Source organism: Variovorax sp. PAMC26660 (genome assembly GCF_014302995.1).
Classification (GTDB): domain Bacteria; phylum Pseudomonadota; class Gammaproteobacteria; order Burkholderiales; family Burkholderiaceae_C; genus Variovorax.
The window spans coordinates 396,423-422,825 of sequence record NZ_CP060295.1 but is presented as its reverse complement, the minus strand read 5'-3'; the positions used below and the strand labels follow the sequence as shown (position 1 = coordinate 422,825).

At 65.4% G+C, this 26,403-nt stretch carries 29 protein-coding genes, 3 tRNA genes and 1 pseudogene; 22 read left to right on the top strand and 11 right to left on the bottom strand.

The genetic code is table 11. The features are described from left to right. Positions 1 to 283 precede the first annotated feature (283 nt). From H7F35_RS02000 to H7F35_RS01990, 3 genes are all read right to left on the bottom strand, one after another. On the bottom strand, positions 284 to 1,642 hold the full coding sequence (locus H7F35_RS02000) for an LLM class flavin-dependent oxidoreductase (RefSeq protein ID WP_187111322.1): 1,359 nt from the start codon (positions 1,640 to 1,642) through the stop codon (positions 284 to 286). Further along, positions 1,643 to 2,479 (bottom strand): MetQ/NlpA family ABC transporter substrate-binding protein, encoded by an 837-nt coding sequence (locus H7F35_RS01995; RefSeq protein ID WP_187111321.1) that lies wholly within the window; start codon positions 2,477 to 2,479, stop codon positions 1,643 to 1,645. 104 nt (positions 2,480 to 2,583) lie between these two features. Continuing rightward, positions 2,584 to 3,483, bottom strand: a complete 900-nt coding sequence (locus H7F35_RS01990; protein WP_187111320.1) for a LysR family transcriptional regulator — start codon at positions 3,481 to 3,483, stop codon at positions 2,584 to 2,586. A gap of 128 nt (positions 3,484 to 3,611) precedes the next feature. Between H7F35_RS01990 and H7F35_RS01985 the strand changes: the two genes are divergently transcribed. The 3 genes from H7F35_RS01985 to H7F35_RS01975 are packed head-to-tail and all read left to right on the top strand — an operon-like array spanning position 3,612 to position 6,460. After that, complete coding sequence (locus H7F35_RS01985; RefSeq protein WP_187111319.1) at positions 3,612 to 4,622, top strand: aldo/keto reductase; 1,011 nt, start codon at positions 3,612 to 3,614, stop codon at positions 4,620 to 4,622. Between the two features lie 46 nt (positions 4,623 to 4,668). Beyond that, on the top strand, positions 4,669 to 5,367 hold the full coding sequence (locus H7F35_RS01980; protein WP_187111318.1) for an aspartate/glutamate racemase family protein: 699 nt from the start codon (positions 4,669 to 4,671) through the stop codon (positions 5,365 to 5,367). Positions 5,368 to 5,371: 4 nt separating this feature from the next. Next, entirely contained in the window at positions 5,372 to 6,460 is a 1,089-nt protein-coding gene (locus H7F35_RS01975) for a serine hydrolase domain-containing protein (RefSeq protein WP_187111317.1), read from the top strand. A 22-nt stretch (positions 6,461 to 6,482) separates the two neighbouring features. Here H7F35_RS01975 and H7F35_RS01970 read toward each other — a convergent pair whose 3' ends face one another. Beyond that, positions 6,483 to 7,421: an alpha/beta fold hydrolase gene (locus tag H7F35_RS01970; protein WP_187111316.1), complete on the bottom strand. Its 939-nt coding sequence runs from the start codon at positions 7,419 to 7,421 to the stop codon at positions 6,483 to 6,485. Between the two features lie 127 nt (positions 7,422 to 7,548). On the opposite strand from H7F35_RS01970, the gene H7F35_RS01965 reads away from it, so the two are divergent. From H7F35_RS01965 to H7F35_RS01945, 5 genes are read left to right on the top strand one after another with little or no spacing between them, the layout of a single operon-like run. Beyond that, the gene (locus H7F35_RS01965) at positions 7,549 to 8,610 is read left to right on the top strand and encodes an aldo/keto reductase (protein ID WP_187111315.1); all 1,062 of its coding nucleotides are present in this window, start codon (positions 7,549 to 7,551) and stop codon (positions 8,608 to 8,610) included. Then, positions 8,607 to 9,098, top strand: coding sequence for an aminoacyl-tRNA deacylase (locus H7F35_RS01960; RefSeq protein ID WP_187111314.1), 492 nt, complete (start codon positions 8,607 to 8,609; stop codon positions 9,096 to 9,098). Before H7F35_RS01965 ends, H7F35_RS01960 begins: the two co-directional genes overlap by 4 nt. 8 nt (positions 9,099 to 9,106) lie before the next feature. After that, the gene (locus H7F35_RS01955) at positions 9,107 to 9,916 is read left to right on the top strand and encodes a DUF6348 family protein (RefSeq protein ID WP_187111313.1); all 810 of its coding nucleotides are present in this window, start codon (positions 9,107 to 9,109) and stop codon (positions 9,914 to 9,916) included. A gap of 54 nt (positions 9,917 to 9,970) precedes the next feature. Next, positions 9,971 to 10,606, top strand: a complete 636-nt coding sequence (gene plsY / locus H7F35_RS01950) for a glycerol-3-phosphate 1-O-acyltransferase PlsY (RefSeq protein WP_187111312.1) — start codon at positions 9,971 to 9,973, stop codon at positions 10,604 to 10,606. 8 nt (positions 10,607 to 10,614) lie between these two features. Continuing rightward, on the top strand, positions 10,615 to 10,968 hold the full coding sequence (locus H7F35_RS01945) for a RidA family protein (RefSeq protein WP_187111311.1): 354 nt from the start codon (positions 10,615 to 10,617) through the stop codon (positions 10,966 to 10,968). Positions 10,969 to 10,983: 15 nt separating this feature from the next. Here the strand turns inward: H7F35_RS01945 and H7F35_RS01940 are convergent, their stop codons facing one another. Both H7F35_RS01940 and H7F35_RS01935 read right to left on the bottom strand, forming a co-directional pair. Further along, positions 10,984 to 11,628 (bottom strand): TIGR02281 family clan AA aspartic protease, encoded by a 645-nt coding sequence (locus H7F35_RS01940; RefSeq protein ID WP_187111310.1) that lies wholly within the window; start codon positions 11,626 to 11,628, stop codon positions 10,984 to 10,986. A gap of 5 nt (positions 11,629 to 11,633) precedes the next feature. Next, complete coding sequence (locus H7F35_RS01935) at positions 11,634 to 12,119, bottom strand: YajQ family cyclic di-GMP-binding protein (RefSeq protein ID WP_093238814.1); 486 nt, start codon at positions 12,117 to 12,119, stop codon at positions 11,634 to 11,636. 42 nt (positions 12,120 to 12,161) lie between these two features. Here H7F35_RS01935 and murB point away from each other — a divergent pair, with 42 nt between their 5' ends. Together murB and H7F35_RS01925 are read left to right on the top strand one after the other, a co-directional pair. Beyond that, positions 12,162 to 13,214 (top strand): UDP-N-acetylmuramate dehydrogenase, encoded by a 1,053-nt coding sequence (gene murB / locus H7F35_RS01930; protein ID WP_187111309.1) that lies wholly within the window; start codon positions 12,162 to 12,164, stop codon positions 13,212 to 13,214. 19 nt (positions 13,215 to 13,233) lie between these two features. Then, the gene (locus tag H7F35_RS01925) at positions 13,234 to 14,079 is read left to right on the top strand and encodes a glycine-rich domain-containing protein (protein ID WP_187111308.1); all 846 of its coding nucleotides are present in this window, start codon (positions 13,234 to 13,236) and stop codon (positions 14,077 to 14,079) included. A gap of 94 nt (positions 14,080 to 14,173) precedes the next feature. On the opposite strand, the gene argG is transcribed toward H7F35_RS01925, so the two are convergent. From argG to H7F35_RS01905, 4 genes are all read right to left on the bottom strand, one after another. Continuing rightward, complete coding sequence (gene argG, locus H7F35_RS01920; RefSeq protein WP_187111307.1) at positions 14,174 to 15,514, bottom strand: argininosuccinate synthase; 1,341 nt, start codon at positions 15,512 to 15,514, stop codon at positions 14,174 to 14,176. Positions 15,515 to 15,527: 13 nt separating this feature from the next. Further along, a complete protein-coding gene (locus H7F35_RS01915) occupies positions 15,528 to 15,854 on the bottom strand; it encodes a pyrimidine/purine nucleoside phosphorylase (RefSeq protein WP_187111306.1) in 327 nt (108 codons plus the stop codon). A gap of 115 nt (positions 15,855 to 15,969) precedes the next feature. Continuing rightward, the gene (locus H7F35_RS01910; protein ID WP_187111305.1) at positions 15,970 to 16,581 is read right to left on the bottom strand and encodes a hypothetical protein; all 612 of its coding nucleotides are present in this window, start codon (positions 16,579 to 16,581) and stop codon (positions 15,970 to 15,972) included. A gap of 58 nt (positions 16,582 to 16,639) precedes the next feature. Next, the gene (locus tag H7F35_RS01905; protein ID WP_187111304.1) at positions 16,640 to 16,993 is read right to left on the bottom strand and encodes an ArsC family reductase; all 354 of its coding nucleotides are present in this window, start codon (positions 16,991 to 16,993) and stop codon (positions 16,640 to 16,642) included. A gap of 36 nt (positions 16,994 to 17,029) precedes the next feature. On the opposite strand from H7F35_RS01905, the gene folC reads away from it, so the two are divergent. The 10 genes from folC (at position 17,030) to H7F35_RS01855 (ending at position 24,601) form a co-directional block, all read left to right on the top strand. Next, the gene (gene folC / locus H7F35_RS01900; RefSeq protein WP_187111303.1) at positions 17,030 to 18,337 is read left to right on the top strand and encodes a bifunctional tetrahydrofolate synthase/dihydrofolate synthase; all 1,308 of its coding nucleotides are present in this window, start codon (positions 17,030 to 17,032) and stop codon (positions 18,335 to 18,337) included. A gap of 60 nt (positions 18,338 to 18,397) precedes the next feature. After that, entirely contained in the window at positions 18,398 to 19,267 is an 870-nt protein-coding gene (locus tag H7F35_RS01895) for an SPOR domain-containing protein (RefSeq protein WP_187111302.1), read from the top strand. Positions 19,268 to 19,285: 18 nt separating this feature from the next. Further along, entirely contained in the window at positions 19,286 to 19,771 is a 486-nt protein-coding gene (locus H7F35_RS01890) for a CvpA family protein (protein WP_187111301.1), read from the top strand. A gap of 13 nt (positions 19,772 to 19,784) precedes the next feature. Next, positions 19,785 to 21,287 (top strand): amidophosphoribosyltransferase, encoded by a 1,503-nt coding sequence (purF, locus tag H7F35_RS01885; RefSeq protein WP_187111300.1) that lies wholly within the window; start codon positions 19,785 to 19,787, stop codon positions 21,285 to 21,287. An 8-nt stretch (positions 21,288 to 21,295) separates the two neighbouring features. After that, positions 21,296 to 22,516 (top strand): O-succinylhomoserine sulfhydrylase, encoded by a 1,221-nt coding sequence (locus tag H7F35_RS01880; RefSeq protein ID WP_187111299.1) that lies wholly within the window; start codon positions 21,296 to 21,298, stop codon positions 22,514 to 22,516. Between the two features lie 10 nt (positions 22,517 to 22,526). Beyond that, the gene (gene gltX / locus H7F35_RS01875; protein WP_187111298.1) at positions 22,527 to 23,915 is read left to right on the top strand and encodes a glutamate--tRNA ligase; all 1,389 of its coding nucleotides are present in this window, start codon (positions 22,527 to 22,529) and stop codon (positions 23,913 to 23,915) included. 36 nt (positions 23,916 to 23,951) lie between these two features. Continuing rightward, positions 23,952 to 24,027 (top strand) — tRNA-Ala (locus H7F35_RS01870). 54 nt (positions 24,028 to 24,081) lie between these two features. After that, positions 24,082 to 24,157: transfer RNA gene (locus tag H7F35_RS01865), tRNA-Glu, on the top strand. A gap of 69 nt (positions 24,158 to 24,226) precedes the next feature. After that, positions 24,227 to 24,303 (top strand) — tRNA-Asp (locus H7F35_RS01860). A 142-nt stretch (positions 24,304 to 24,445) separates the two neighbouring features. Continuing rightward, positions 24,446 to 24,601: a hypothetical protein gene (locus H7F35_RS01855; protein WP_187111297.1), complete on the top strand. Its 156-nt coding sequence runs from the start codon at positions 24,446 to 24,448 to the stop codon at positions 24,599 to 24,601. A gap of 88 nt (positions 24,602 to 24,689) precedes the next feature. On the opposite strand, the gene H7F35_RS01850 is transcribed toward H7F35_RS01855, so the two are convergent. Continuing rightward, positions 24,690 to 24,983, bottom strand: a complete 294-nt coding sequence (locus tag H7F35_RS01850; RefSeq protein ID WP_187111296.1) for a hypothetical protein — start codon at positions 24,981 to 24,983, stop codon at positions 24,690 to 24,692. A 339-nt stretch (positions 24,984 to 25,322) separates the two neighbouring features. On the opposite strand from H7F35_RS01850, the gene H7F35_RS01845 reads away from it, so the two are divergent. Both H7F35_RS01845 and H7F35_RS01840 read left to right on the top strand, forming a co-directional pair. Then, positions 25,323 to 25,478, top strand: coding sequence for a hypothetical protein (locus tag H7F35_RS01845; protein ID WP_187111295.1), 156 nt, complete (start codon positions 25,323 to 25,325; stop codon positions 25,476 to 25,478). Positions 25,479 to 25,971: 493 nt separating this feature from the next. Beyond that, positions 25,972 to 26,331: pseudogene (locus H7F35_RS01840) on the top strand (HU family DNA-binding protein); the annotation flags it as partial. Positions 26,332 to 26,403 lie beyond the last annotated feature (72 nt).

Genomic DNA, 26,403 nt, shown 5'->3' with positions numbered 1-26,403 from the left:
TTCATTCGGGGCGGGTGCGAATGACACCAGGAGCTTCCCTCCGCGAATGTCCCCCGCTTCGCTCCTCCTTTATTTCGCTGCGGGGAGCACCCGGCGTCATTCGCACGGGGCACGCTGCTGGTGATCCGGCGATCAACCACCGCTCTGTCCAACGCTCACGTCGATACGGGGCTCTTTTTCGCGAAATAAAGGAGGAGCGAAGCGGGGGACATTCGCGAAAAAGAGCACCGTGTCGGCGTGAGCGTCGCCCTGAACAGCAGCAGCGCTACAACACCCCCGACAGTCAGGCAGCCAGCCGTTGCGCCGCCCGTCCGCCGGGCCGTGCCAACCCCAGATGGTCACGCAGCGTGCGCCCCTCGTACTCGGTGCGAAAGAGGCCTCGCTTCTGCAGGATCGGCACCACACCCGTCACGAAATCCTGCAGCCCATGTGGCAATGCATCGGGCATCAGGTTGAAGCCATCGGCCGCGCCACCCTTGAACCAGTGCTCGATGTCGTCGGCGATCTGCTCGGGCGTGCCGACGATCACGCGATGCCCGCCGCCGCCCGCCAATTCGCGGATCAACTGACGCACCGTGTAGCCGTGCGTGCGACCTGCCGCCACCACCGCGTTGAAGAAGGTGTGGTTGCCGTTGCCGTTGCCATTGCCGGGCAGCGGCAGGTTGTCGGGCAGGCGTTCGTCGAGCTTCAGCCGGTCGGGCGTGATGCCCAGCGTGCCGGCCAGCCGCGTGAGGCTGTAGTCCCACGGAATGAGGTCGACCAGTTCATCGCGGCGACGGCGCGCTTCGGCTTCCGTGTCGCCGACGATGGTGGTCAGCCCAGCCAGCACCTTCACAGCATCGGGGCCACGGCCCAACTCGGCCGCGCGGGTCTTGAGGGCGCGCGCATAGGCCTGCGACTCCTCGAAGGATTGCGATGCAGAGAACACAGCCTCCGCATGGCGTGACGCCAGCTCGCGTCCATCCGCCGAAGCACCGGCTTGCACCAGCACCGGATGGCCTTGCGGCGGCCTGGGCAGGTTCAGCGGCCCCTGCACCGCGAAGTGCTCGCCACGGTGCGCAATTGCATGCACCTTGTCCGGGTCGATGAAGCGGCCCGTGGCCTTGTCGCCGATGAAAGCGTCGTCCTCCCAGCTGTCCCACAGCGCCTTCACGATGTCGGTGAACTCCGAGGCGCGGGCGTAGCGCTTCGCATGGTCGGGCGTGGCGTCGTGGCCGAAGTTGCGGGCCGAGGGCAGGTCGGCCGTGGTCACCACGTTCCAGCCCGCGCGGCCGCCGCTCACATGGTCGAGCGTGGCGAAGCGGCGCGCGATGTTGTAGGGCTCGTTGTAGCTGGTGGATGCGGTGGCGATCAGGCCGATGTGCGTGGTGGCGGCGGCCACGCAGGCCAGCAGGATGGTGGGTTCCAGCGCAGTGATCGGCCGGAAGTGGATCTGGTCGACGATGGCCGCGTTGTCGGCCAGGAAGATCGCGTCCAGCTTGGCCGCCTCGGCAATCTGCGCCGTGTGGATGTAGTGCTGGATGTCGGCAAAAGCCCACGGATCGCTCTCGGGCAGGCGCCAGGCCGAGGGCACGAAGCCCGAGTGCAGGATGTTGACGTTCAGGTGCAGTTGCCTGCGCGGTGCGGTTGTGCTGCTGCTCATTTACTTGGCGAAGTAGTCGGGCAGTCGGTAGCCCGCCCACACCGGGTTGGCCTTGAAGAACTGCTGGAACTCGGCCGACTGGTAGGCCGCCACGATGTCTTTCGCGAACTTCGCGTTCTCATTGCTGCGCTTGACTGCCACCACGTTCACGTAGGGCAACGTCATGTCTTCGAGCTTCAGCGCTTCGGTGAGCTTCAGGCCTGAGGCCACCGCGAAGTTGCCCTGCACGGCGGCGAGGTCGGCGTCGGCCAGCGAGCGCGGCGCCTGTGCGGCATCGAGCGGCACCAGCTTCAGGCGCTTGGGGTTGCTTGCGATGTCGCGCTCGGAAACGCTCAGCGGGCTCACGCCCGGCTTGAGCGTCACCCAGCCGATGGCCGCGAGGATGTTGAGCGCGCGCGCCGCGTTCACCGGATCGGCCGGCAGCGTGACCGTGGCGCCATCGGGCACCGTGTCGAGCGATTTGTGGCGCTGCGAGTACAGGCCCATCGGCGGCGTGGGCACATGCACCACCGGCACGAGGTCGAAGTTCTGCTGCTTGTTGGTGGCGTTGAGGTACAGCGAGTGCTGGAAGATGTTGGCGTCGATCTGTCCGCGCTCGACCGCGTCGTTGGGCTGCACGCCCTGGCTGAACTCGACGTACTTGACGGTGTAGCCGAGCTTCTTGAGTTGGGGCTCGATGCCGTTCGTGAAGGCATCGCGGTAGGGGCCGGGCATGAAGCCGACGCGCAGGTCGGCGGCGTGGGCGGAAACGTGAAGGAGCAGGCTCAGTGCAAGACCGCCGAGCAGCGGCACCACGGACCAGCGCGCCAGCGAGGGCGCGCGCGAAGAAAAACGCATCAAGGGCAACTCCGGAGGGGCAGCAAAGGGAACTGCGCACTCTAGGTTGCGGTGCTCGCCCGACGAACGAAGATTTGCGCGCTTGGTTATCCGCTGGCCGGATATCAGTGTGTCGCTTCGGCCTTCAGGAAGTCGACGAAGGCGCGCAGCGGCGCCGGCATGTGCGTTCGGCTCGGGTAGTAGAGGAACGGGCCCGAGAAGCTCTGCCACCAGTCTTCGAGCACCGGCACCAGCGCGCCGCTGTCCAGCGAAGGGCGCAGGTATTCGTCGAAGGTGTAGATCAGGCCCAGGCCCGATTCGGCCGCGTGCACTTCGAGGTCGAGCATCGAGGCGATCAGCGGCCCGGTCGGCGTGATCTTGATGGTTTTGCCCTTGCGCGCGAAAGCCCATGTCGCCAGCACGCCGCTCGGAAAACGATGCCCGATGCAGGCGTGCTGCAGCAGGTCGGTCGGGTGCTTCGGCGTGCCGTGCGCGGCCAGGTAGGCGGGCGAGGCCGCGGCCACGAAGTGCTGCACGCGCGGGCCCAGCGGCACGGCGATCATGTCGCGCGCAATGCTCTCGTCATAGCGGATGCCGGCGTCGAAGCCGGCCGCGAGCACGTCGATGAAGGTGTCGTTGGTCGTCACCTCCAGCGTGATGCCCGGGTGCGCCTTCAGGAAGCGGCTGGTCAGCGGCGGCAGCACGCGCTGCGCGACGATCATCGGCACGTTGAGCCGCAGCGTGCCGGTGGGGCTGTCGCGAAAGCTGTTGAGCGTGTCGAGCGCGCCGGCTATGTCGTCCAGTGCCGGGGAGATGCGGTCCAGCAGGCGCTGGCCGGCCTCGGTGGGCGTGACGCTGCGGGTGGTGCGGTTCAGCAGCCGCACGCCAAGCTGTGCTTCGAGCCGGCGCATGGCCTCGCTGAGCGAGGAGGGCGACACGCCGCGCAAGGCTGCGGCACCGCGAAAACCACGTGCCCGCGTGACGGCCACGAAGGCGCCAAGGTCGGAGAGATCGGGGTCGGTCATGGCGCGATTGTGCGGTTTTACGCACAGACCGTGCGGTGCTGGACGGATTATCGAACGGGCTGTTTCCTTCCAAACTACCGGCATGCCGCTCGCAATCGCTTGCGGAGCCCTCTGAAAGGATGCATCCAATGAACACACGCCAACTCGGCGCCACCGGCCCGCAGGTTTCCGCCATCGGCCTCGGCTGCATGGGCATGTCGGGCATGTACGGCCCGTCGGACCGCGCGGAAAGCATCGCCACCATCCACGCCGCAATGGATGCGGGCATCACGCTGCTTGACACCGGCGACTTCTATGGCAGCGGCCACAACGAGATGCTGATCGGCGAAGCGCTCAAGGGCCTCAAGGGTTCGCAGCGAGACGCAGCCCTTGTCAGCGTGAAGTTCGGCGCCATGCGCGACCCCGCGGGCAACTGGGTCGGCTATGACGCACGCCCCGCGGCGGTGAAGAACTTCCTGGTCTATTCGCTGCAGCGGCTCGGCCTGGACCACATCGACATCTACCGGCCGGCGCGGCTCGATGCGAGCGTGCCCATCGAAGACACCGTGGGCGCCATCGCCGACATGGTGAAGGCGGGCTACGTGCGGCACATCGGGCTGTCGGAAGTGGGCTCGCACACGATCCGCAAGGCGGCGGCTGTGCATCCGATCGCGGATCTGCAGATCGAGTACTCGCTGATCTCGCGCGGCATCGAGGACGACATTTTGGCCACCTGTCGCGAACTCGGCATTGGCATCACGGCCTACGGCGTGCTCTCGCGCGGCCTCATCAGCGGGCATTGGCAGAAGGGCGGCGCGGGTGCGAAGGATTTCCGTACGCACAGCCCCCGCTTCCAGGGCGAGAACGCCGACCGCAACCTCGCGCTGGTCGAGGCACTGCGCAAGATCGCCGACGCCAAGGGCGTGACGGTCGCGCAGATCGCGATTGCCTGGGTGGCGGCGCAGGGTGACGACATCGTGCCGCTGGTCGGTGCGCGGCAGCGCACGCGGCTCGAAGAAGCGCTGGGTTCGCTGGGCGTGGCGCTGTCGGCGGACGATCTTGCCGCCATCGAGCGGGCGGTGCCCAGGGGCGCGGCGGCCGGCGACCGCTATGCAGCGGCGCAGATGGCGCACCTGGACAGCGAAGCGGGCCACGCCTGAGCCCGGCGTGACGGGCATGGCGCGTTCTTTTTTGTAGGATGCCGCCATGACCCAGCACATCGGAATCGTCGGCTGCTCCGCCGAAGGCGCAGCGCTTTGCTATCAAACCATCTGCGTGGAGGGCGCGAAGCTGCTCGGCCCGCATGCCCACCCTGAAGTCTCGATGCACACGCCGTCGCTGTCGGATTACATGGTGCACATCTACCGCAATGACTGGCAGGGCGTGGGCGAGGTGATGCTCGCCTCTGCCCACAAGCTCGCGAAGATCGGCGCGGACTTTCTCGTCTGCCCCGACAACACGATCCATCAGGCCTTGCCTTTCATCGAAGCGCGCTCGCCGCTGCCTTGGCTGCACATCGCGGGCTGTGTGGCCGATGAAGCGGCGCAGCGCGGCTTTCGGCGCATCGGCCTCACCGGCACGCGCTGGCTGGTCGACAGCGAGGTCTATCCCGAAAAGCTCTCGGCGCGCGGGCTCGAATACGTTCGCCCCACCATCGAGGAGCGCGACGAGATCGCCCGGATCATCATGGACGAGCTGGTCTGCGGCATCTTCAAGCCCGAGGCGATCGCGACCTTCCAGCGCGTGATGCAGCGCATGAAGGACGAAGACGGCTGCGACGCGGTCGTGCTCGGCTGCACCGAGATCCCGCTGATCATGAGCGACGCCAATTCGCCGCTGCCGACGCTGGACTCCACGCGCCTGCTGGCGCGGGCGGCGCTGCGCCGGGCGACCGGTGGCGGCTAAGCCGGTGCGCGTCCTCGCGTTTTGCCTGGCGACGGTGTGCCTGCTGCTCGCCGGCGCGTGCACGGCGCCTCTTGCTGGCAATGCCGGCGCCGCTGTCTTCCCGCTTTCGTCGTGGGAGTTTGTTCCCCCTGCGCAGCTCAGTACCGCATGCAATAGGCAGCTCGATGCGGCCCGTGAGTACCTGAAGACACTGGACACCACCGCCGTGATGGCGGTGCAGGGCGGGCGCGTGCTGTTCAGCGAAGGCCCGCTGGACGCCGTCAGCATCGTGTTCTCCGTGCGCAAGAGCCTGCTGTCGATGATGTATGGCAAATACGTGGCAGACGGCACTGTCGACCTCGACCGGACGCTGGCCGATCTGGGCATCGATGACCTCGGCGGCCTGCTTGCAAGCGAGCGCGCGGCGCGCTTGCGCGATTTGCTGACGGCGCGGTCGGGCGTTTATCACGCAGCGGCCAATGGCGGGGACGATCTTGCGTTTGCGCCCGCGCGCGGATCGCAAGCGCCCGGGAGCTACTTTCTTTACAACAACTGGGACTTCAACGCCGCTGGCACCGCCTTCGAGAAGTTGACCGGCCGCAGCATCTACCGGGCCTTTGCTGATGATCTTGCGGCGCCGCTGATGCTGGAGGATTTCAATGTGGCCCGCCACAAGCGCAGCGGCGACAGCGCGAAGTCCGAGCACCTGGCGTATCCCTTCTTCCTGTCGACGCGGGACATGGCGCGCCTGGGCTACCTGATGCTTCGCCAAGGCAACTGGCGCGGGCAACAACTGGTGCCCACCGCGTGGGTCGCGCAGATCACGCAGCCAGTGACCACCTCCGCGCAGATGCACCCGCCCCATGTGGCGCGGCGCGGTTTCGGTTATGGCTACCTGTGGTGGCTTCTGGAAGAGCCGGCGGACTCTGTGTTGAGCGGGGCGTACATGGCGTGGGGCGTGCACGGCCAATACATCCTGGTGATCCCGAAGCGGAACATGGTGATTGCGCACAAGCGCCAGGTGCCGGTGGCAGGCAACTGGAATCCGAGCACGGTGGTGCCGGGCGACTTCCTGCGTGCGGCAAGGATGATCGCAACGGCGCCCTGCGGCTGAGTCCGCGCGCCCGCAGCGGCGTTCAGGTCGCCAGGAAGTCCTCGATCATCCGCGCCACCTGCTGCGGCTGGTCGTGGTGCAGCATGTGGCCCGCGTCGTCCAGCCGTTCGGTGTGCACCGAGGGCACGGACTTCAGGCGCTCGTGGAATTCATCGAGCGTGTAGCGGTTCTTCCACCAGCCTTGCAGGCTGTCGTCGGAGGCTTCGACCATCAGCAGCGGCGCCGTGATGCGCGCATAGAGCGCCAATGTTTCGTCGACGCGGAAGATGTGCGCGTTGACGATCTTGTGCGCCGCTTCGCCAAGGATCTGCCAGCGCATGCTGCCGTCGGGCTGCGCGTGGCCGGCCGACCAATGGCTGGCCAGCCAGTCGGCCTTGTCCTGCGACAGGCGCGGGTTGGTCTTCATGAGCCGGCGCGCCACGCCGTCCACCGCCGAATAGCCGGCCAGCGCCATCTCGCCGCGGTGCAGTCGCTTGAGTTCGTCGATCCACTGGCCGTAGCGCGCGGGCGCTTCATCGGGCTTGCGCGCGGGCATGCCGAAGCCTTCGAGGTTGACGAGGCGGCGGATGCGTTCCGGTCGCACACCCGCGTAGTGCATGACGACGTTGCCGCCCATGCTGTGGCCGACAAGGTCGATCTGCCGGGGGCTTTCGCCTTCGCGGACTTCGCCCACGTAGTGGTCGAGCAGCCATTCGAGGTCGGCGAGGTAGTCCGCCAGCCAGTAGTTGTCGACGCCGCCGCCATCGGTCAGGCCGAAGCCGCGCCAGTCGGGCGCGATGATGAAGCGGTCTTGCGCCATGGCATCGACCACGAACTGCCAGGAGGCGGCCACGTCCATCCAGCCATGCACGAGCACCAGCGGAGGACGCACATCCGAGGGCAGGCCCCAGAGGCGCACGTGGTAGCTGAGGTTGCGCACGGGCACGAATTCGCTGCGGGAGGGACGGAGGGCTTGGTACATGGGCGTCGATGATACGGAGGGCATCGGCCGCGCGCAGTCCGGCACACGACAGCGGCCGTATGCCGTGGCGCTCGGGCTTTGGCGGTGCTGCCAGCAGATTGCGGAGGAGGGCGGTAGCATCCCGCGCATGAAAAAGATCCAACTCGGTCAAAGCGACCTGCACGTCACCCCGATCTGCCTGGGCACGATGACCTTCGGCGAACAGGTCGACGAGCCCACCTCCCATGCCATCCTGAGCCGTTCGCTCGAACGCGGCATCGACTTCATCGACACCGCCGAGATGTACTCGGTGCCCACGCGCAAGGAAACCTACAGCGTCACCGAAACCATCATCGGCAACTGGTTTGCCGCCAACCCCGGTGCGCGCCAGAAGCTTGTGCTCGCCACCAAGGTGGCTGGCCCGTCGCGCGGCATGCCCTGGGTGCGCGAAGGCAGCGGCATGACGCCCGACGACATCGAGGCTTCGTGCAATGCCAGCCTGAAGCGGCTGAAGACCGACGTCATCGACCTGTACCAGATCCACTGGCCCGAACGCCATGTGCCGCTGTTCGGCAACATGTACTACGACCCGGCCAAGGAAACGTCGAAGACGCCGATCCACGAACAGCTTGAAGCGCTGGGCAAGCTGGTGAAGGCCGGCAAGGTGCGCACGATCGGCCTGTCGAACGAAACGCCATACGGCGTGCACGAGTTCGTGCGACTGGCCGAGCAGCACGGGCTGCCGCGCGTGGCGTCGGTGCAGAACGTGTACAGCCTCATCGCCCGCGGACACGAAAACGGGCTCGACGAGACCATGGACCGTTTGGGTGTGTCGCTGCTGGCTTATTCCCCGCTGGCTTTCGGCCTGCTGACCGGCAAGTACGACCAGAGCGGCATCGAGGGCCCGGAGGCGCCGAAGGGCGCGCGCATTTCGAGCTACGAGTCGGTGCGCAAGCAGCGCTGGGGCCGCCCCGATTCGCTGCGCGCGGCCAGGCGCTACAACCAGCTGGCACGCGACAACGGCCTGACGCCGACGCAGCTTGCGCTGGCGTTCTGCTACACGAAGTGGCAGGTGGCGAGCACGATCATCGGCGTGACGTCGGTGGCGCAACTGGAAGAAGACCTCGACGTGTACGGCACCACGCTGTCGCCGGAGATCCTGGCCGAGATCGACAAGATCCGTTGGGAAATTCGCGATCCGGCGGCGTGAGCAAGAAGGCCCACGTTTCCGAAACCCCCGCAACCCAGCTGTTGCGGGCGCACAAGGTCGCGTTCACCGAGCATCCTTACGAGTACCTGGAGCACGGCGGCGCCCAGCGCGGCGCCGAGATGCTGGGGCTCGACCCGTTCACCGTCATCAAGACGCTGGTGATGCAGGACCAGGACGCCAAGCCGCTGATCGTGCTGATGCACGGCAACCGCACGGTGTCGACCAAGAACCTCGCCCGGCAGATCGGCGCGAAGTCGGTCGAGCCCTGCAAGCCCGACGTGGCACAGCGCCACAGTGGCTACATGGTCGGGGGCACCTCGCCGTTCGGCACGCGGCGCAAGATGCCGGTGTACATCGAATCGACCATCCTCGAGCTGCCGGGCATCGTGATCAACGGCGGCCGGCGCGGCTACCTCATCGGCATCGATCCGCAGGTGTGCGTGGCGCTGCTAGGGGCCCAGGCGGTGCAATGTGCGCTGGCAGAATAGCCGGCGCCATGAATCCATCGCCCTCTGATTTCTTTCCTTCGCGCATTGCTGGCAACCCGGGCCAGGGCGCCTCGTTCGAGATCTCGTTTCGCAACGACGAGCGCGCGTGGACCGAAACCATCGACCTGACGGCGCTGCTGCTTGAAGCGCTCGCTGCGCGCGGCCACGTCGGCAAGCGGGAGCGCGAGGGCTGGATCGTGCTGCCCGACGGGCTCTGGCTGCTGCCGCAGATACTGAGCCTGTCGATCCCCCCAGACGGCCACGCGAGCAGTTCCACCACCATCGAGGTGGCGCACGAGCGGCTGCTGCCGAAGGGCACTTTCGAGTTCCAGCATTCCAACGGCGACACGGCGGCCGGGACGCTCTCCAGCGGATTCGACCTGTGGGCCCAGGTGGACCTGGTCGTGTTCCAGGACGCCTTGCGCACTGAACTCTCCCATTGCACGTCGATGGGCATGAACTGGGCGGCGCAAGAGGGCGCGCAGAGCGGGCGCGAGCGGCGTGTGCTGTTCGGCCCGGTGGCGAGCCGTGCGATGCACGAGGCCGCGGAAGACGAAGAGCATCCGTTTTGCCCTTGTTGCCTGTTCACCAACACCTGGGAAGCCTTCCAGCCACTGATCGAATCGAACGGTGTGTTCGGCCTGCGGCTCTACGCGGCGCGCAACGCCCAGGGTGAAGTGCAGGCCGACTGCCGCGTCAACGGCGAAGACTGGCCGGCCGGCGCAGATGCCCTGCGCGCCTACGTGCGGCAGTGGCCCGATCGCGGGCTGGAGTTTCGCAAGCAGTACGTTGTGATCCAATCGCCGCCCGAGACCTGACGACGGCACACCGTCGTCACCGAAGAAAAACAACCATCCCCGCGGAGCGCCGTCTTGAGCTTTCATTTGCCATCCCTCATTGCCATCGTGGCGTCGTACCTGATCGGCTCGCTGTCTTTTGCGGTCATCGTGAGCAAGTCGCTCGGCATGGCCGACCCGCGCAGCTACGGCAGCGGCAACCCCGGTGCCACCAATGTGCTGCGCTCGGGCAACAAGGGCGCGGCGCTGGCCACCTTGCTGCTCGATGCACTCAAGGGCTGGCTGCCCGTGTTCCTCATTCATCATTTCGGCGCGCAGTGGGGCCTGGGCGAAGGCGTGGCCGCGCTGGCGGGCCTCGCGGCCTTCCTGGGCCATCTCTACCCGGTGTTCTTCGGATTCCAGGGCGGCAAGGGCGTGGCCACGGCGGCCGGCGTGCTGGTGGGCATCGCGCCCTGGCTGGGGCTGGCGACCGGCGTCACCTGGCTGATCATCGCGGTGTTCTTTCGCTATTCGTCGCTGTCGTCGCTGGTCGCGGCCTTTTTTGCCCCGGCCTACTACCTGCTCGGCGGAAACATTGCGTGGCCGCTCGACCGCACGGTGCTGATTGCGCTCATCATCATGAGCTTGCTGCTGATCTGGCGGCACCGCGAAAACATCCGCCGGCTCGCGGCCGGCACGGAGTCGAAACTCGGCTCGAAGAAAAAGGCTTGAAGAACACCATGGCATCCATCACCCGCTTTCACGTTGGCCCGCGTCTGTCCGAGACGGCAGTGCACAACGGCACCATCTACCTCGCCGGGCAAGTGCCCGACGACACCACGCAGGACATCCGCGGCCAGACCGCGCAGGTGCTGGGCATGGTCGACCGCCTGCTGGCCGAGGCCGGCAGCGACAAGTCGCGCATTCTCATGACGCAGATCTTCCTGGCCGATATCACCGACATCACGGCGATGAATGAGGTGTGGGACGCCTGGATTCCGGCCGGCAACACGCCGCCGCGCGCGACGGTGCAGGCCAAGATGGCCAATGCGGCCTACAAGATCGAGATCGTGGTGACCGCTGCTGCGGTCTGAGGCTCGGCGCGCAGCTCAGTACCGCTTTTCGAGGACCATCTGGTCCGCATCCCGGCGCATCGAGAAGCGGTTGATGAAGCTGTTGCCCAGCAGCACGAAGGGCATTGATTCCTGCGAGACGACGGCGTCGATGTCGTAGACCTCGACGTCGCCCACGCGCACGGACTGCAGCCGCAGCCTGTAGCCCTGGGCCGTGCCGTTGGCGGTGCCTATCTGCACCGGCCGTCCCTTGCTGTAGTCGAGCCCGATGCGCTGCGCATCGGCCGCCGACAGCGCGATCGAAGTGGCGCCGGTGTCGAGCATGAACGTGACTGTGCGGCCATTGATGGTGCCCGGCGTCATGAAGTGGCCGCGGCTGTCGGCCGACAGCACGATGCGGCTGCCACCGCTGGAGCCGCCGCCATTGCCGCCGATGCTGACCGGCGTGTCCATGCGCAGCGTGGTGCGCTTGCCTTCCAGCTCGACCACCGCCTGCTCCGATTGCAGCGACACCAGCTTCACGCCCTGGAAACTCTCGCCGACCGCCACGGTCTTGGGCGGCGCGCCGTTCACGATCAGGATCGCGCGGCTGCCGATGGTGCCGGTCAGCGTGACCGAGCCGGCGGCATTCGCCATCGCAACGGCGGTCAGAAGATGCGCTGCGATGACGAGGGATTTCATGAAAATCAGTCGCGGAAGTTGTTGAACGAGAGGGGCATGTCGGGCACGTCCTTCTTGATCAACGCCATCGCGGCCTGCAGGTCGTCGCGCTTGGCGCCCGTGATGCGCACCGCGTCGCCCTGGATCGCGGCCTGCACCTTGAGCTTGCTGTCCTTGATGATGCGGGTGATCTTCTTGGCCTGCTCGCTCTCGATGCCGCTCTTGACCTTGATGACCTGCTTGACCTTGTCGCCGCCGATCTTCTGGACGTCGCCCTTGTCGAGAAAGCGCACGTCGACGCTGCGTTTGGTGAGTTTGGCGCGAAGAATGTCTTCGACCTGCACGAGCTGGAACTCGGCGTCGCCGATCATGGTGATCTCTTTGTCCTTGAGATCGACGGCAGCGGCGGTGCCCTTGAAGTCGAAGCGCGTCGCGATTTCCTTGGCGGTGTTTTCGACCGCATTCTTCACTTCGGGCAGATTGGGCTCGCAGACGGTATCGAATGACGGCATGGGCTCTCCTGGATGCACTGGGCTGAATGCGACAATTCTCCCATGATCGTGGAGTCCAACGTCCCTCTGCAGCCGTACAACAGCTTCGGCATCGTCGCGCGCGCGCAGCATCTTGCGCGCATCACCGACGAGGCCGACCTGGTCGCGCTGCGTGCCGATCCGCAATGGCGCGACGCCCCCCGCTTCGTGCTGGGCGGCGGCAGCAACATCGTGCTCACTGGCGACGTCAAGCCGCTGGTGCTGAAAATCGAAATCAAGGGCCTGCGGCTGGTGGAAGAAACCCCGCGCGCCTGGATCGTGGAGGCCGGTGCCGGTGAAATCTGGCACGACACGGTCGAATGGATGGTGCGCAGCGGCTATCCGGGGCTGGAAAACCTGGCCCTCATTCCCGGCACGGTGGGCGGAGCGCCGGTGCAGAACATCGGCGCCTATGGTGTCGAACTGCAGGACCGCTTCGAGTCGCTCGACGCCTTCGACCTGGAAACGGGGCGCAGCTTCACGCTCGACGCCGCGCAGTGCGCCTTTGGTTACCGTGATTCGGTGTTCAAGCACGTGCGCAGCGGGCCGAACGACTTTGGCCTGTCGGGCCGGGCGGTGATCACCCGCGTACGCTTTCGGCTGCCCAAGCCGTGGAAGGCCGTGGTCGGCTACCTCGACCTGGAGCGCAAGATGGAAGAGGCCGGCAACTTCACGCCGGATGCGCAAGACATCTTCGACTGGATCTGCGCCATTCGCCGCGCCAAGCTGCCCGACTGGCGCGTGCTGGGCAATGCCGGCAGCTTCTTCAAGAACCCGACGGTCACGCCGGAGCAGTGCGCGGACATCATCGCGCGCGACCCGAAGATCGTTCACTACCCGATGGACGACGGCAGCATCAAGCTCGCGGCCGGCTGGCTCATCGACGCCTGCGGCTGGAAGGGCAAGTCGGTGGGCAACGCCGGTGTCTACGAGCGGCAGGCGCTGGTGTTGGTCAATCGCGGCGGCTCTGCCAACCCGGTGACGGGCGGCGAGGTGATGACCTTGGCCAAGGCCATCCAGACCAGCGTGTACGAGCGCTTCGGCATCCGGCTGGAGCCGGAGCCGGTGGTCGTCTGACCCGCTGACCCACCGGCGCATGGATCTCGACTTTCTGCCCCTGAATTTCCGGCGCCGCATCGCGGCCCTGGTGTGGGCCCGGCGAGCGGTGCCGTTTGTTGCGCTGGTGGCCGTGTTCCTGGGCTCGCACCGCTGGGGCGTGGTGGTGGCTCTGATCGTGGTGGCAGTGCTGTTCTCGGCGGTGCTCAAGTTCCTCGAAACCAGCCTGCGACGCCAGTTCATCCGTGAGGCGCGATTGCCCCCGTTCCTCATCGGCAAGCTGCGCGAGGCGCACCCGCAGCTCAGCCGGCGTGACGCCGAACTGGTGCTGCGCGGGCTGCGCCAGTTCTTCATGTCCCATCTGCGCAGCGATCGCAAGTTCGTTGCCATGCCCTCGAAGGTGGTCGACACGGCGTGGCATGAGTTCATCCTGCACACGCAGGGCTATCAGAACTGGTGCAGTGCGGCCTTCGGCGGCATGTTGCACCACAGCCCTGCCGAGGTGCTGGGACGCGACCCCAAGCGCAACGACGGCCTGCGCCGCACCTGGTACTGGGCCTGCAAGGAAGAGAGCATCGATCCGCGCAATCCGGCGCGGCTGCCGCTGCTGTTTGCGCTGGACATCAAGTTCGCGATTGCCGGCGGCTTCAGCTACGTGCCCGATTGCCGGGCGGTCGAGCGGCATATCGGTTCGGACGCGCAATGCGGTACCAGCTTCGGGGAATCGTCATCGTCGGACGGCGGCAGCTCGGGAGATGCCAGCGGCTTCGGCGGCAGCGAATCGAGCAGCAGCGGCGACGGCGGCTCCAGCGATGGCGGTGGCTCGTCCGGCGACAGCGGCAGCGGGTGTGGGGGCGGCTGCGGCGGAGGTGGTGGCGGGGATTGACGTCATCGGTCATCCAACCAACCACCGACGAAAAACGGGCCCCGAGGGGCCCGTCGTTGTTTCTGCCCCGAAGGGCAGCATGGCATTCAGCCGGTCAGCTTGCGTCGCCGTCGTTGGTCAGCTTCGGGAGCGAGGCGCCTTCGCTTGCCGTCAGCAGGCCGGTGCGGGTGTAGATCGCCAGCTTTTCGCGCGTGTCGATGATGTCGAGGTTGCGCATCGTGAGCTGGCCGATGCGATCCAGCGGCGTGAATGCGCCTTCGACCTTTTCCATGCTCAGGCGCTCGGGCTTGTACGTGAGGTTGGGCGACTCGGTGTTCATGATCGAGTAGTCGTTGCCGCGGCGCAGCTCGACTGTCACTTCGCCGGTGATGGCGCGCGCCACCCAGCGTTGCGCCGTCTCGCGCAGCATGATGGCTTGCGGGTCGAACCAGCGACCCTGGTACAGCAGGCGGCCGAGGCGGCGGCCGCTGTCGCGGTACTGCTCGATCGTGTCCTCGTTGTGGATGCCGGTGACGAGGCGCTCGTAGGCAATGAACAGCAACGCCAGGCCCGGGGCTTCGTAGATGCCGCGGCTCTTGGCTTCGATGATGCGGTTCTCGATCTGGTCGCTCATGCCCAGGCCGTGGCGGCCGCCGATGCGGTTGGCTTCGAGGATCAGTTCGACCAGGCTCGGGAAGCTCTTGCCGTTCAGCGCGACCGGCACGCCTTCCTCGAAGCGCACCGACACCGTTTCGCGCTTGACCTCGACTTCGTCCTTCCAGAACGCGACGCCCATGATGGGCTGCACGATCTGCATGCCGCTGTTCAGGTGCTCCAGGTCTTTGGCTTCGTGCGTGGCGCCCAGCATGTTCGAGTCGGTCGAGTAGGCTTTCTCGGACGACATCTTGTAGGCGAAGCCGGCCTTCTGCATGAATTCGGACATTTCGGTGCGGCCGCCGAGTTCGTCGATGAAGACCTGGTCGAGCCAGGGCTTGTAGATCTTCAGTGCAGGGTTGGTGAGCAGACCGTAGCGGTAGAAGCGCTCGATGTCGTTGCCCTTGTAGGTGCTGCCATCGCCCCAGATGTTGACGTCGTCTTCCTTCATGGCCGACACGAGCATCGTGCCGGTCACCGCGCGGCCCAGCGGCGTGGTGTTGAAGTAGGTGACGCCGGCAGTGGTGACGTGAAAGGCACCGGCCTGCAGGGCGGCGATGCCTTCGTTGGCGAGCTGCACGCGGCAGTCGATCAGGCGGGCGTTCTCCGCGCCGTAGAGCATCGCCTTGCGCGGGATCTCGTCGTAGTCGGGCTCGTCGGGCTGGCCGAGGTTGGCGGTGTAGGCGTAGGGAATGGCGCCCTTGTTGCGCATCCAGTGGAGCGCCGCGCTGGTGTCCAGGCCGCCGGAAAAGGCAATGCCGACCTTCTGGCCGGCGGGAACGTTTTGGAGAATGGTCGACATGTCAGGTCCCGGTTCAGCCGAAATGGCAGATGTAGCTGTAGGGCTCGCCGGTCACCCGGATCTGGAAGCTCGAATTGCCAGGCACGTTGAACTTCTGGCCGGGGCCGGAGGCGACCCATTCGGTGGTGCCTGCGAGCAGGTATTCGCAACTGCCGCCAGCGCCTTCCATGATTTCAGGGGCGCCGGTGTTGAAGGTGAGGGTGGACGCAAGGATCACGCCGACCGATTTTTTCGTGCCGTCCGCGAGCGTGAGGTTGTGGCTCACGCACTTGCCGTCGAAGTACACATTGGCCTTGGTGGCCACTGCGGCGCTGTTGATTGTGTCGGTAATCGTCGTCATTGGGTGGCGCCGGCGCCTGGGCGGACGGCTGATCGAGGACGCACCGCACCGGCGGCGCACCCGTCAAGGGTTGGAAAAGTCCTCGATTTTAGGGGGTTGACGAACCCCCGCCCGCTCAGCGGTGCCAGCCGCCGCGGAAACCGCCGTAGCCGCGATAGCCGTAGCCACCGCCACGGTAATAGCCGCCACCCCAGCCGCGCGAATAGCCCAGGTTCAGCGAAATGCCGACCGGCGGATAGGCATAGGGATAGCCGTAACCGTAGGCATAGCCAGGATCGACGTAGACCGGCGCCGCATAGACAGGGGCTGGCTGCACATACACGGGAGGAGGGCCGCCCGCGCCAACCACCACGCCCGGTTCGGGCACGACGTTGTCCCAGGGCGAGCCGCCCGACTGCTGGTACTGCTGGCCGTTGCCGGCTTCGACCGGGTAACCCTGCATTTGCGATTGCGGTGCGACCGGCGAGGTGGTCACGCCATACGCGCTGGCCTGGACCGCGATGGTCGAGCCCGGGCGAGTGGCGGTGCGGGTGGTGTATTGGCGGCCGTTGTATTCGTAGGTGACGTTGTAGTTGACGTCGCTGCCGGTCGATTCGCGGATCGGCGTGGCCGAAATCACCCGGGCCTGGACATACTGCGCCTGCTGGGCATGCACGAGGCCGGCTCCGCCCGCGAGCGCGCCGGCCACGGAAAGGCCGGCAAGGGTGCGAAAAAGGTGTTTGTTCATGGTGTATCTCTCCTGCAGAGAGCGGTTGGAGGTCCGGCGAAGAGGCGGGTTCCGGGGTTTACACGGCGTTGACAGCCCAGGCGTCGGCGTCGAATCCGGTTGTCACGCCGGTTTTGGCGCCCCAATTGACCACCGGCCGCTTGATCAGGCTGGGGTTGGCCAGCAGTACGGGGCGGGCGGAAGCCGCGTCGACCACCGCGTTGCGGGTGGCGTCGTCCAGCTTTCGCCAGGTGGTGCCCTTGCGGTTGACCAGGGCCTCCCAACCGGGCTTCTTCAGCCATTGGTCGAGCTCGGCTTCGGGCACGCCTTGTTTCTTGAAATCGTGGAAGGTGTAGGCCACACCATGTTCATCGAGCCAGGCGCGGGCGCGCTTGACGGTGTCGCAGTTCGGGATGCCGTATAGGGTTGTCATGCCCGCCATGATGCCCCGGGCGGCGGGTCGGCGACAATGCCGGCCTCCATGGAAACCCTTAACGACTGGCTCGCGCGCGCCGAGCAACTCCATCCCAAGAACATCGAACTCGGGCTCGAACGTGCCAAAGAGATGGCGCAACGCCTCGGCCTGCGCTTCGACTGCCCCGTCATCACGGTGGCGGGCACGAATGGCAAGGGCTCGACCTGCGCCATGCTCGAGTCGATCCTGACGCACGCGGGCTACCGCACGGCCGTCTTCACCTCGCCGCACCTGGTGCGCTTCGAGGAGCGGCTGCGGCTCAAAGGCGAGGCGGTCGATGCTTCCAAACTGATAGCAAGCTTCGAAGCGGTGGAGAAGGCGCGTGGCGACATGCCCCTGACCTACTTCGAGTTCACGACGCTCGGCATCCTGCATTGCATGATCGAGGAAAAGCCCGATGTGGCGATCCTCGAAGTCGGCCTCGGCGGCCGGCTCGACGCGGTCAACATCATCGACGCCGACTGTGCGGTCATCACCAGCATCGACCTCGACCACATGGAATACCTCGGGCCCGACCGCGAGAGCATCGGCTTTGAAAAGGCCGGCATCCTGCGCGCCGGCAAGCCGGCCATCGTGAGCGACCCGATGCCGCCGCAAAGCGTGATCGACCACGCGAACGCCATCGGCGCCGACCTGTGGCGCTTTGGCACCGACTTCAACGTGTCGGGCGACAAGCAGCAGTGGGGCTGGTCGGGCCGCGGCCGGCGCTACAGCGGGCTGGCCTATCCAGCGCTGCGCGGTGCCAACCAGCTCATCAATGCGGCGGGCGTGCTCGCGGCGCTCGAAGCCCTGCGGCCGCAGTTGCCGATCACGGCGCAGGCCGTGCGCAACGGCCTGGCCATGGTCGAGCTGCCGGGCCGCTTCCAGATCGTGCCGGGCGAGCCCACGCTGGTGCTCGACGTGGCACACAACGCCCATGCCGTCGCGGCGCTGGCCGAGAACCTCGATGCGATGGGCTTCTCTCCCACGACGCATGGCGTGTTCGGCGTCATGGCCGACAAGGACCTCGCGCCGATCCTGGCCCGCATCGGACCGCTGATCGACCGCTGGTACTTCACCGACCTGCCCACGCCGCGCGCGGCCAAGGCGGCCGATCTGCTGGCCGCCTGGCAGGCGCAGAACACGCGCACCGATGCCTCGGGCAGCGTGCACGCAAGCCCGATGGAAGCGTTGCGCGCAGCCATCGAGCAGGCAGACCCCGCTGATAGAATCGTCGTCTTCGGATCGTTCTTCACCGTGGGTGGCGTGCTCGAAAACGGCACCCCCCGGCTGCAAGCCAAACACCTGCTGCCAGGCGGTTGATCGCCGGGCTGTCCACACCTCTGGCGTCACCTCGCTGCACTCCTTCAGGGATCGAACTTCATGGCGTTTTTCAAGTTCCGCACGCGCGGCCCGCAAGGCAACGAAGGACGTGGCGCCCCGGCCGCAGTTCCCGCGGAAAGTGTCGAAACCATGCGTCGTCGTGCGCGCCACCGGCTGCTCGGCGCAGCGGTGCTGGTGCTGCTGGGCGTGATCGGTTTTCCGCTGCTGTTCGATACACAGCCGCGTCCGGTGTCGGTCGACATTCCAATAGAAATTCCCGACCGCAACAAGGTCAAGCCGCTGCCCGTGCCCGCCACGCCGGCGCCTGCCGTCAGCACTGCACCTGCCGCGCCCGACAACGGATCGCGCGTCGCGGCCGCATCCTCGGCCGGCGGCATGATCACCGAGACCGCCGACGGCACCGTGATCGATCCGGGCAAGCCGGTGGCCAGCACCTCGCCGGCAGCGCCCGTCGAGCGCAAACCCGACCCCAAGCCTGAGCCGAAGCCCGAGCCCAAACCGGAGCCGAAGCCCGAACACAAGCCGGAACCCAAACCCGAGCCCAAGCCCAAGCCGGAACCCAAGCCCGCAACGCCCAAGCCGGCCGCAGTGGACGATGGCGCCCGCGCCCGCGCATTGCTCGAAGGCAAGCCGGTCACCGCCGCGACGCCCAAGCCGGCTGCTGCTGCCGACGAAAGCGCCGGTCGCTTCGTGGTCCAGGTCGGCGCGTTCGCCGATGCCGACAAGGCGCGCGAAGTGCGCCAGAAGCTCGAGAAGGCCGGCCTGAAGACCTATGTGAACGTGGCAAAAACGGCCGATGGCGAGCGCACGCGTGTGCGTGTCGGTCCGTTCGGTTCACGCGCCGAGGCGGACAAGGCCGCCGAGCGCGTCAAGGGCTTGTCTTTGTCGGCCGCGATCCTCACCTTGTAATCGCCACTGCCTGTAGCCGTGGCCTTGCTCGACTGGATCGCCGTCGCGCTCATCGGGATGTCGATGCTGTTCGGCCTGGTGCGCGGACTGGTGTTCGAGGTGATTTCCCTGATCGGCTGGGTGGCCGCATTCATCGCTGCCCAGTGGCTGGCTTCCGGTGTGGCGGCGTGGCTGCCATTCGGCGAGCATGACGCCACATGGCGCTATCCATTGGCTTTCGTGCTGGTGTTCGTGGCGGTGGCGTTCGGCGTGGGCCTGGTGGCCTCGCTCACGCGCAAGCTGATCACCGTGGTGGGGCTGAGGCCCGTAGACCGTATTTTGGGAGCAGCGTTCGGTGCAGCGCGGGGTGCGGTGGCCCTGCTCGTGCTGGCGGTCGTTGTTCATTTGCTGGTGTTGAGCGACAGTGCCTGGTGGCATGAATCGCGCAGCGCCATTGTTCTCGATGCGGCATTGCGGGGCCTGAAACCCGCATTGCCCGAAAAGTTGGCAAGCTACCTGCCCTGAGAGGAATCGTTTCATGTGTGGAATCGTCGGCGTTGTCAGCAGCGCACCCGTCAACCAGTTGCTCTATGACGCACTGCTGCTCCTGCAGCATCGCGGCCAGGATGCGGCCGGCATCGTGACCTTGCTCGAACGCAAGTTCTTCATGCACAAGGCCAAGGGCATGGTGCGCGACGTGTTCCGCACCCGCAACATGCGCGCGCTGCCGGGCAATGTGGGCCTGGGCCAGGTGCGCTACCCGACCGCGGGCAATGCGTACAGCGAAGAAGAGGCGCAGCCCTTCTACGTGAACGCGCCTTTCGGCATCGTGCTCGTGCACAACGGCAACCTGACCAACGCGCATGCACTGCGCGCGGAACTGTTCTCGACCGATCACCGCCACACCAACACCGAGAGCGACTCCGAAGTGCTGCTCAACGTGCTGGCGCACGAACTGGAACGCTCGTCGCGCGGTGTGCCGCTGCACCCGGCCGAAGTGTTCGCCGCGGTCAAGAACATGCACAAGCGCCTGCGCGGCTCGTACGCCGTGGTCGCGCTGATTGCCGGCCATGGCCTGCTTGCTTTCCGCGACCCCTACGGCATTCGCCCGTTGTCGATGGGCCGCAGCGCAGATGGCACGGTGATGGTGGCCAGCGAATCGGTCGCGCTCGAAGGCTCGGGCCATGTGTTCGAACGCAACATCGATCCGGGCGAGGCGGTGTTTGTCGACCTGGAAGGCAAGGTCCACTCGATGCAATGCGCCGAGTCGCCAACGCTCAACCCCTGCATCTTCGAGTTCGTCTACCTGGCGCGGCCCGACTCGGTGCTCGACGGCATCTCGGTCTACCAGGCGCGCCTGAACCTCGGTGAAACGCTGGCCAAGCGCGTGGTCTCCACGGTGCCGCCGAACCAGATCGACGTGATCATCCCGATCCCCGAATCGAGCCGTCCGAGCGCCACGCAACTCGCGCACCTGCTGGGCGTGCCGTACCGCGAAGGCTTCGTGAAGAACCGCTACGTCGGCCGCACCTTCATCATGCCGGGGCAGGGCGTTCGCAAGAAGTCGGTGCGCCAGAAGCTCAACGTGATTGCCAGCGAGTTCAAGGGCCGCAATGTGCTGCTGGTCGACGACTCCATCGTGCGTGGCACCACCAGCCGCGAGATCGTGCAGATGGCGCGCGATGCTGGCGCCCGCAAGGTCTACCTGGCCAGCGCTGCGCCGCCGGTGCGCTACCCCAACGTCTACGGCATCGACATGCCGACCAAGGACGAACTGGTGGCGCACGACCGCACCATCGAGGAAATCCGTGAACTGATCGGCTGCGATGCGCTGATCTACCAGGACGTCGATGCGATGAAGCGCGCCATCGGCTCGCTTAACCCGAAGCTCAACGGCTTCGATGCCTCCTGCTTCGATGGTGTCTACGTGACCGGTGACATCGATACCGATGCCATCACGCGCATGAACGGCAACCGTCCCCGCGTCGAAGAGACCGAAGAAGATTCCTCGCGCCTTGCGCTCCCCAACCCCAGCGAGTGAGGGCTGAATTGACCGACGAACGAACCCTGCCGCCCGGACTGCACCGCGACACGCTCGCGCTGCGCACGGGTCTCGCACCGAGCCAGCACGGCGAACACTCCGAAGCGCTCTTCCTCACGAGCGGCTTCGTGCAGCCCGATGCCGAGACCGCAGCGCGCCGCTTTGCCGGCACCGAAGCGGGCTTTACCTACTCGCGCACCTCCAACCCCACGGTGGCCAGCTTCGAGCAGCGCCTTGCGGCGCTCGAAGGCACGGAAGCGGCCATCGGCGCCTCCACCGGCATGGGTGCAATCCTCATGATGTGCATGGGCCTGCTCAAGGCCGGTGACCATGTGATCTGCTCGCGCTCGGTGTTCGGTTCCACGCTGAACCTGTTCGGCAAGGAGTTCGCCAAGTTCGGTGTCGAGACCACTTTCGTCTCGCAGACCGACGTGGCGGAATGGCGTGCGGCCCTCAAGCCAAACACCAAGCTGCTGTTCGCGGAAACGCCGACCAATCCGCTGACCGACGTGTGCGACATCCAGGCGCTGGCCGAGCTGGCACATGGCGCTGGCGCACTGCTGGCGGTCGACAACTGCTTCTGCACGCCCGCGCTGCAGCGTCCGACCGAACTCGGTGCCGACCTCGTCATTCATTCCGGCACCAAGTACCTCGACGGCCAGGGCCGCGTGATGGCCGGCGCGATCTGCGGCCCGTCGAAGCTCATCGTCGACGTGTTCGGTCCGGTGGTTCGCACCGCCGGCATGGCGCTGTCGCCGTTCAATGCGTGGGTCGTGCTCAAGGGCATGGAAACGCTGGGCATCCGCATGCAGGCACAGAGCGCCAATGCGCTGGCTGTCGCGCGCTGGCTCGAAGCACAGCCCGGCATCGCGCGGGTGTACTACCCGGGCCTGGCGTCGCATCCGCAGCATGAGCTGGCCATGCGCCAACAGTCGGGGCAGGGCGGGGCGGTCGTGTCCTTCGATGTGGTCGGTGACGATCCCGAGACGGCGCGCGCCAATGCCTTCCACGTGATCAACCGCACGCGCGTGGTGAGCATCGCCACCAACCTGGGCGACACCAAGACCATCATCACGCACCCCGGCACGACATCGCATGGGCGCCTGACCGAAGTACAGCGCCAAGCCGCCGGCATCGGCCAGGGCCTGATCCGCCTGGCGGTCGGCCTCGAGTACATCGACGACATCACGGCCGACCTGCAGCGCGGCCTGAGCACACTGAATTCCTGAATCGATTTTCATGACCGGCAAAGTTCGCACCCGCATCGCACCGTCTCCCACCGGCTTCCTTCACCTGGGCACGGCCCGCACGGCGCTCTATTCGTGGGCCTATGCACGTCACCATGGTGGTGAGTTCGTTCTGCGCATCGAAGACACCGACGTGGCCCGCTCCACGCAGGACTCGACCGATCAGATCCTCGCCTCGATGCACTGGCTCGGCCTCGACTACGACGAGGGCCCGATCTACCAGATGCAGCGCCTGGAGCGCTACCGCGAAGTCATTGCGCAGATGCTCGCGGCCGGCACGGCCTATCACTGCTACTGCACGCCGGCCGAGCTTGAAGAGATGCGTGAAGCGCAACGCGCGCGCAACGAGAAAACGCTGTACGACCGCCGCTGGCGTCCGGCACCGGGCAAGGTGCTGCCGCCCGTGCCCGAAGGCGTGCCGCCGGTGGTGCGCTTTTGCAATCCGCCCGAAGGCGACGTGACGTGGAATGACCTCGTCAAGGGCGAGATCACCATCAACAACCGCGAGATCGACGACCTCATCATCCTGCGGCCCGACGGTGTGCCCACCTACAACTTCGCGGTGGTGGTCGACGACTGGGACATGAACATCACGCATGTGTTCCGTGGTGACGAGCACATCAACAACACGCCGTGGCAGATCAACATCTTCCGCGCGCTGGGTGCACCGCTGCCTGCGTTCGGTCATGTGCCCGTGATCCTTGGCGACGATGGACAGAAGCTTTCCAAGCGCCGCGGCGCCGTGAGCGTCACTGCGTACGAAGAGAACGGCTATCTGCCCGAAGCGATGCTGAACTATCTCGCGCGCCTCGGCTGGAGCCACGGCGATGACGAGCTGTTCACGCGCGAACAGATGGTGAGCTGGTTCGACGGTTCGCACCTGTCGAAGAGCCCTGCACAGTGGGACGCAGCGAAGCTGGCATGGGTCAACGCGCAGTACATCAAGGCGAAGACCGGCGACGAACTCGCGCCTCTTGTTGCAGCACAGTTGCAAAAGCGCGGCGTCGTGGCCGACGAAAGATTGCCCGCGATTTGCGCGTTGTTCAAGGACCGTTGCGAGACCACGGTAGCACTCGCCGACTGGGCTGCAGCGTTCTATGCGGACATCGAAGTGAGCGATGCCGATCGCGCGCAGCACATCACCGATGCAGTGAAGCCCGCGATCGCAACGCTCGCAGAAAAATTGATGACGGTGACCTGGGACAGGCCCTCAATCGCAGTTATCATCAAGGAAGTGCTCGCGACACACACGCTGAAAATGCCAGTGTTAGCGATGCCAGTACGAGTGCTTGTGATGGGAACATCGCAGACACCGTCCCTCGATTCAGTCCTCGAAATTTTTTTCCGCGAAAAAGTTATCGAACGATTGAAAAAGGCCTGAAATTTCGGGCTATAATTTGAGGCTCGACACCGGCACGGGGGTATAGCTCAGCTGGGAGAGCGCTTGCATGGCATGCAAGAGGTCATCGGTTCGATCCCGTTTACCTCCACCATCAAAGTGTCGAGAAGAGAAGAAGTGCTGATCGCAGCACAGTTCCTAAGGTTTTGACCCTATCGTCTAGAGGCCTAGGACACCACCCTTTCACGGTGGCTACCGGGGTTCGAATCCCCGTAGGGTCGCCAGTTTCACGCAAGTGAAGCCGGCACAAGTCGTCAGCACTTGGCTCCGCAAGGAGTGAACGTTGTCTACCAGGAGTGGTAGTTCAGTTGGTTAGAATACCGGCCTGTCACGCCGGGGGTCGCGGGTTCGAGTCCCGTCCACTCCGCCAGTCAGAAACCCTTGCAGCTCAATGAGTTGCAAGGGTTTTTCACTTTCTGGCGTGCCCAAACTCATGACGGCCGTCTTGCTTGGATTTCAAACTTTGCAATCCACCTCAAGAGTGAGATCCGAAGTCCGCTAACCTGCTGCGTATGGGCGAGTTTCTTTCCTTCTGGTTGTTGCGAATTGCTGGAGCCGTCTTCGAGTACAGGCTGCTGAAAAGCGACGACCAAGGATTCCGGGTTGGCATCATCGCTGCCGGTCTTGTCATCGTTGGCTGCTTGATCGCGATGTCGATCTACGCATAGCACTTGACCGCCATTTCCAAGCCGCCCTGGGCAATCACGGCGGCTTTTTCTTTTTGGGTTGATGGTGTTGGCCTGCCCACGAGTTCGGTCAGTTACCTCCGAGTGGCAGCTTCTTGTTGTACGTGTTGTGATCGATCTGCGCCGCTCTCCGCTTCATGGCAGCAGCGAGGGCGGCATTTGCTTCAAAGTCGTGTTCGGTGATCGTTAGGGTGTCGTCTGCATTGATGTGCGCAGTCGCGAATGCACCGCTAAGTATCTGAATGCTGTCCACCTCGGGACGCACGAAAACGATCGTGTTGTGGCCATAGCCGATGGTCAGCTTGCGATAGTCGTTCGGGTTCTTCTTGCGGTCGTTGCTGCTGCGCTGCACCGGTGACTTCATCTACCTCTCTGGCGTGAGTGCCCGTCTGCCGGACGGCTCGATCGGCCGGTGCGTCAACGAGGGCCGCGCGGCTCTACGCGATGTGGGCGTGCAGGCCCGCAGAGGCATTCGCAATGTCGCGGAGATTCTTCAACTGGCCGATGCGAACCACGGTCATCGTTCGTGGATTGCCGCACCTGGACATGGTTATCAAGAGCAAGCCCGTGACTTGGCTTGGCTGCGGCAGTCGCCATCGGTGAATTCGACGGAGCGAGAGGCCGAGCATGCTGGACGAACGCGCACTGAAGCCCCTGTCCCCCGGAGGCACGCAGCCAGAGCGAATTCTGGACAAGCCAGTCGATGATGCAACGCTGGTGGCGCTGTACAAGCTCGCAGCAAGCCAAGACGACGCTGCTGCCCGCGTTGAGCCCCGGCAATATCGAGAAGACGATGTCGGCCTCGGTGACCGCAGTGCTGGCGCACGACACCCGTTTCGTTCGTCGCGCGGCCCAGTAGTTTTCGCACCGGCCGGCGATCTTCGACGGATTCGCTGCCAATGCCGCACTGGCCGAGATCACCGCATTCCGCAACGGATGCCTTCAGGCAGCCCATTCGATGATCGCGGCACGCGCACTCGGGCTCGACTGCGGGCGCATTCCAGCTTCGACGAGGCGGCTGTCAATCGACTGCTTTTGGGGGATGGCGACATGCAGGCCAACTTTCTCTGCAACCTGGTTACGGTGATGCGAGCAAGATTTCCCCAAGGCTTCCGCGGCTCGCGTTCGAGGACGCTTGTTCGATCCGATAGGCTCCTGCAGGCCTTCCGTTGGGTGACGGTCACTTATTTGGCGCTTTGAAACGATGCCCGACCGATGGTTTGAAGGGCCTTTGAATCGTGTCCTTTACATGGACGGTCGCGCAGTCGAATAAACTCCGCCCCGCTTGCAGCTTGCATTCGTTGCTGCGCCGCCATAGGCAACATGGCGAATTAAACCTATTAGGAACTCAGTTGAACCGTATCGAACTCGTCGAAAAAATCGTCACCGCCCACAACGTCAGCAAGGCAGAAGCCGCGCGCATCCTGGAGACCGTGACCGGCTCCATCGTCGCCGCAGTGAAGAAGGGTGACCCCGTCCAGATCGTCGGCTTCGGCACCTTCAAGCAAGTGGCGCGTGCCGCACGCTCGGGCTTCAACCCCAGCGCCGGCACCAAGATCAAGATCGCCGCACAAAAGGTGCCGAAGTTCGTGCCGGGCGCTGCCTTCAAGGCCGCCGTGGACCCGAAGGCCGCCAAGCGCAAGGCCGACAAGGTCGTGACGGCCAAGCCAGCAGCCAAGCCAGCAGCCAAGCCGACTGCCAAGGCTGCTGCAAAGCCCGCAGCCAAGCCGGCAGCCAAGCCAGCAGCAGCAGCGAAGAAGGCTGCAGCACCCGCCGCCAAGAAG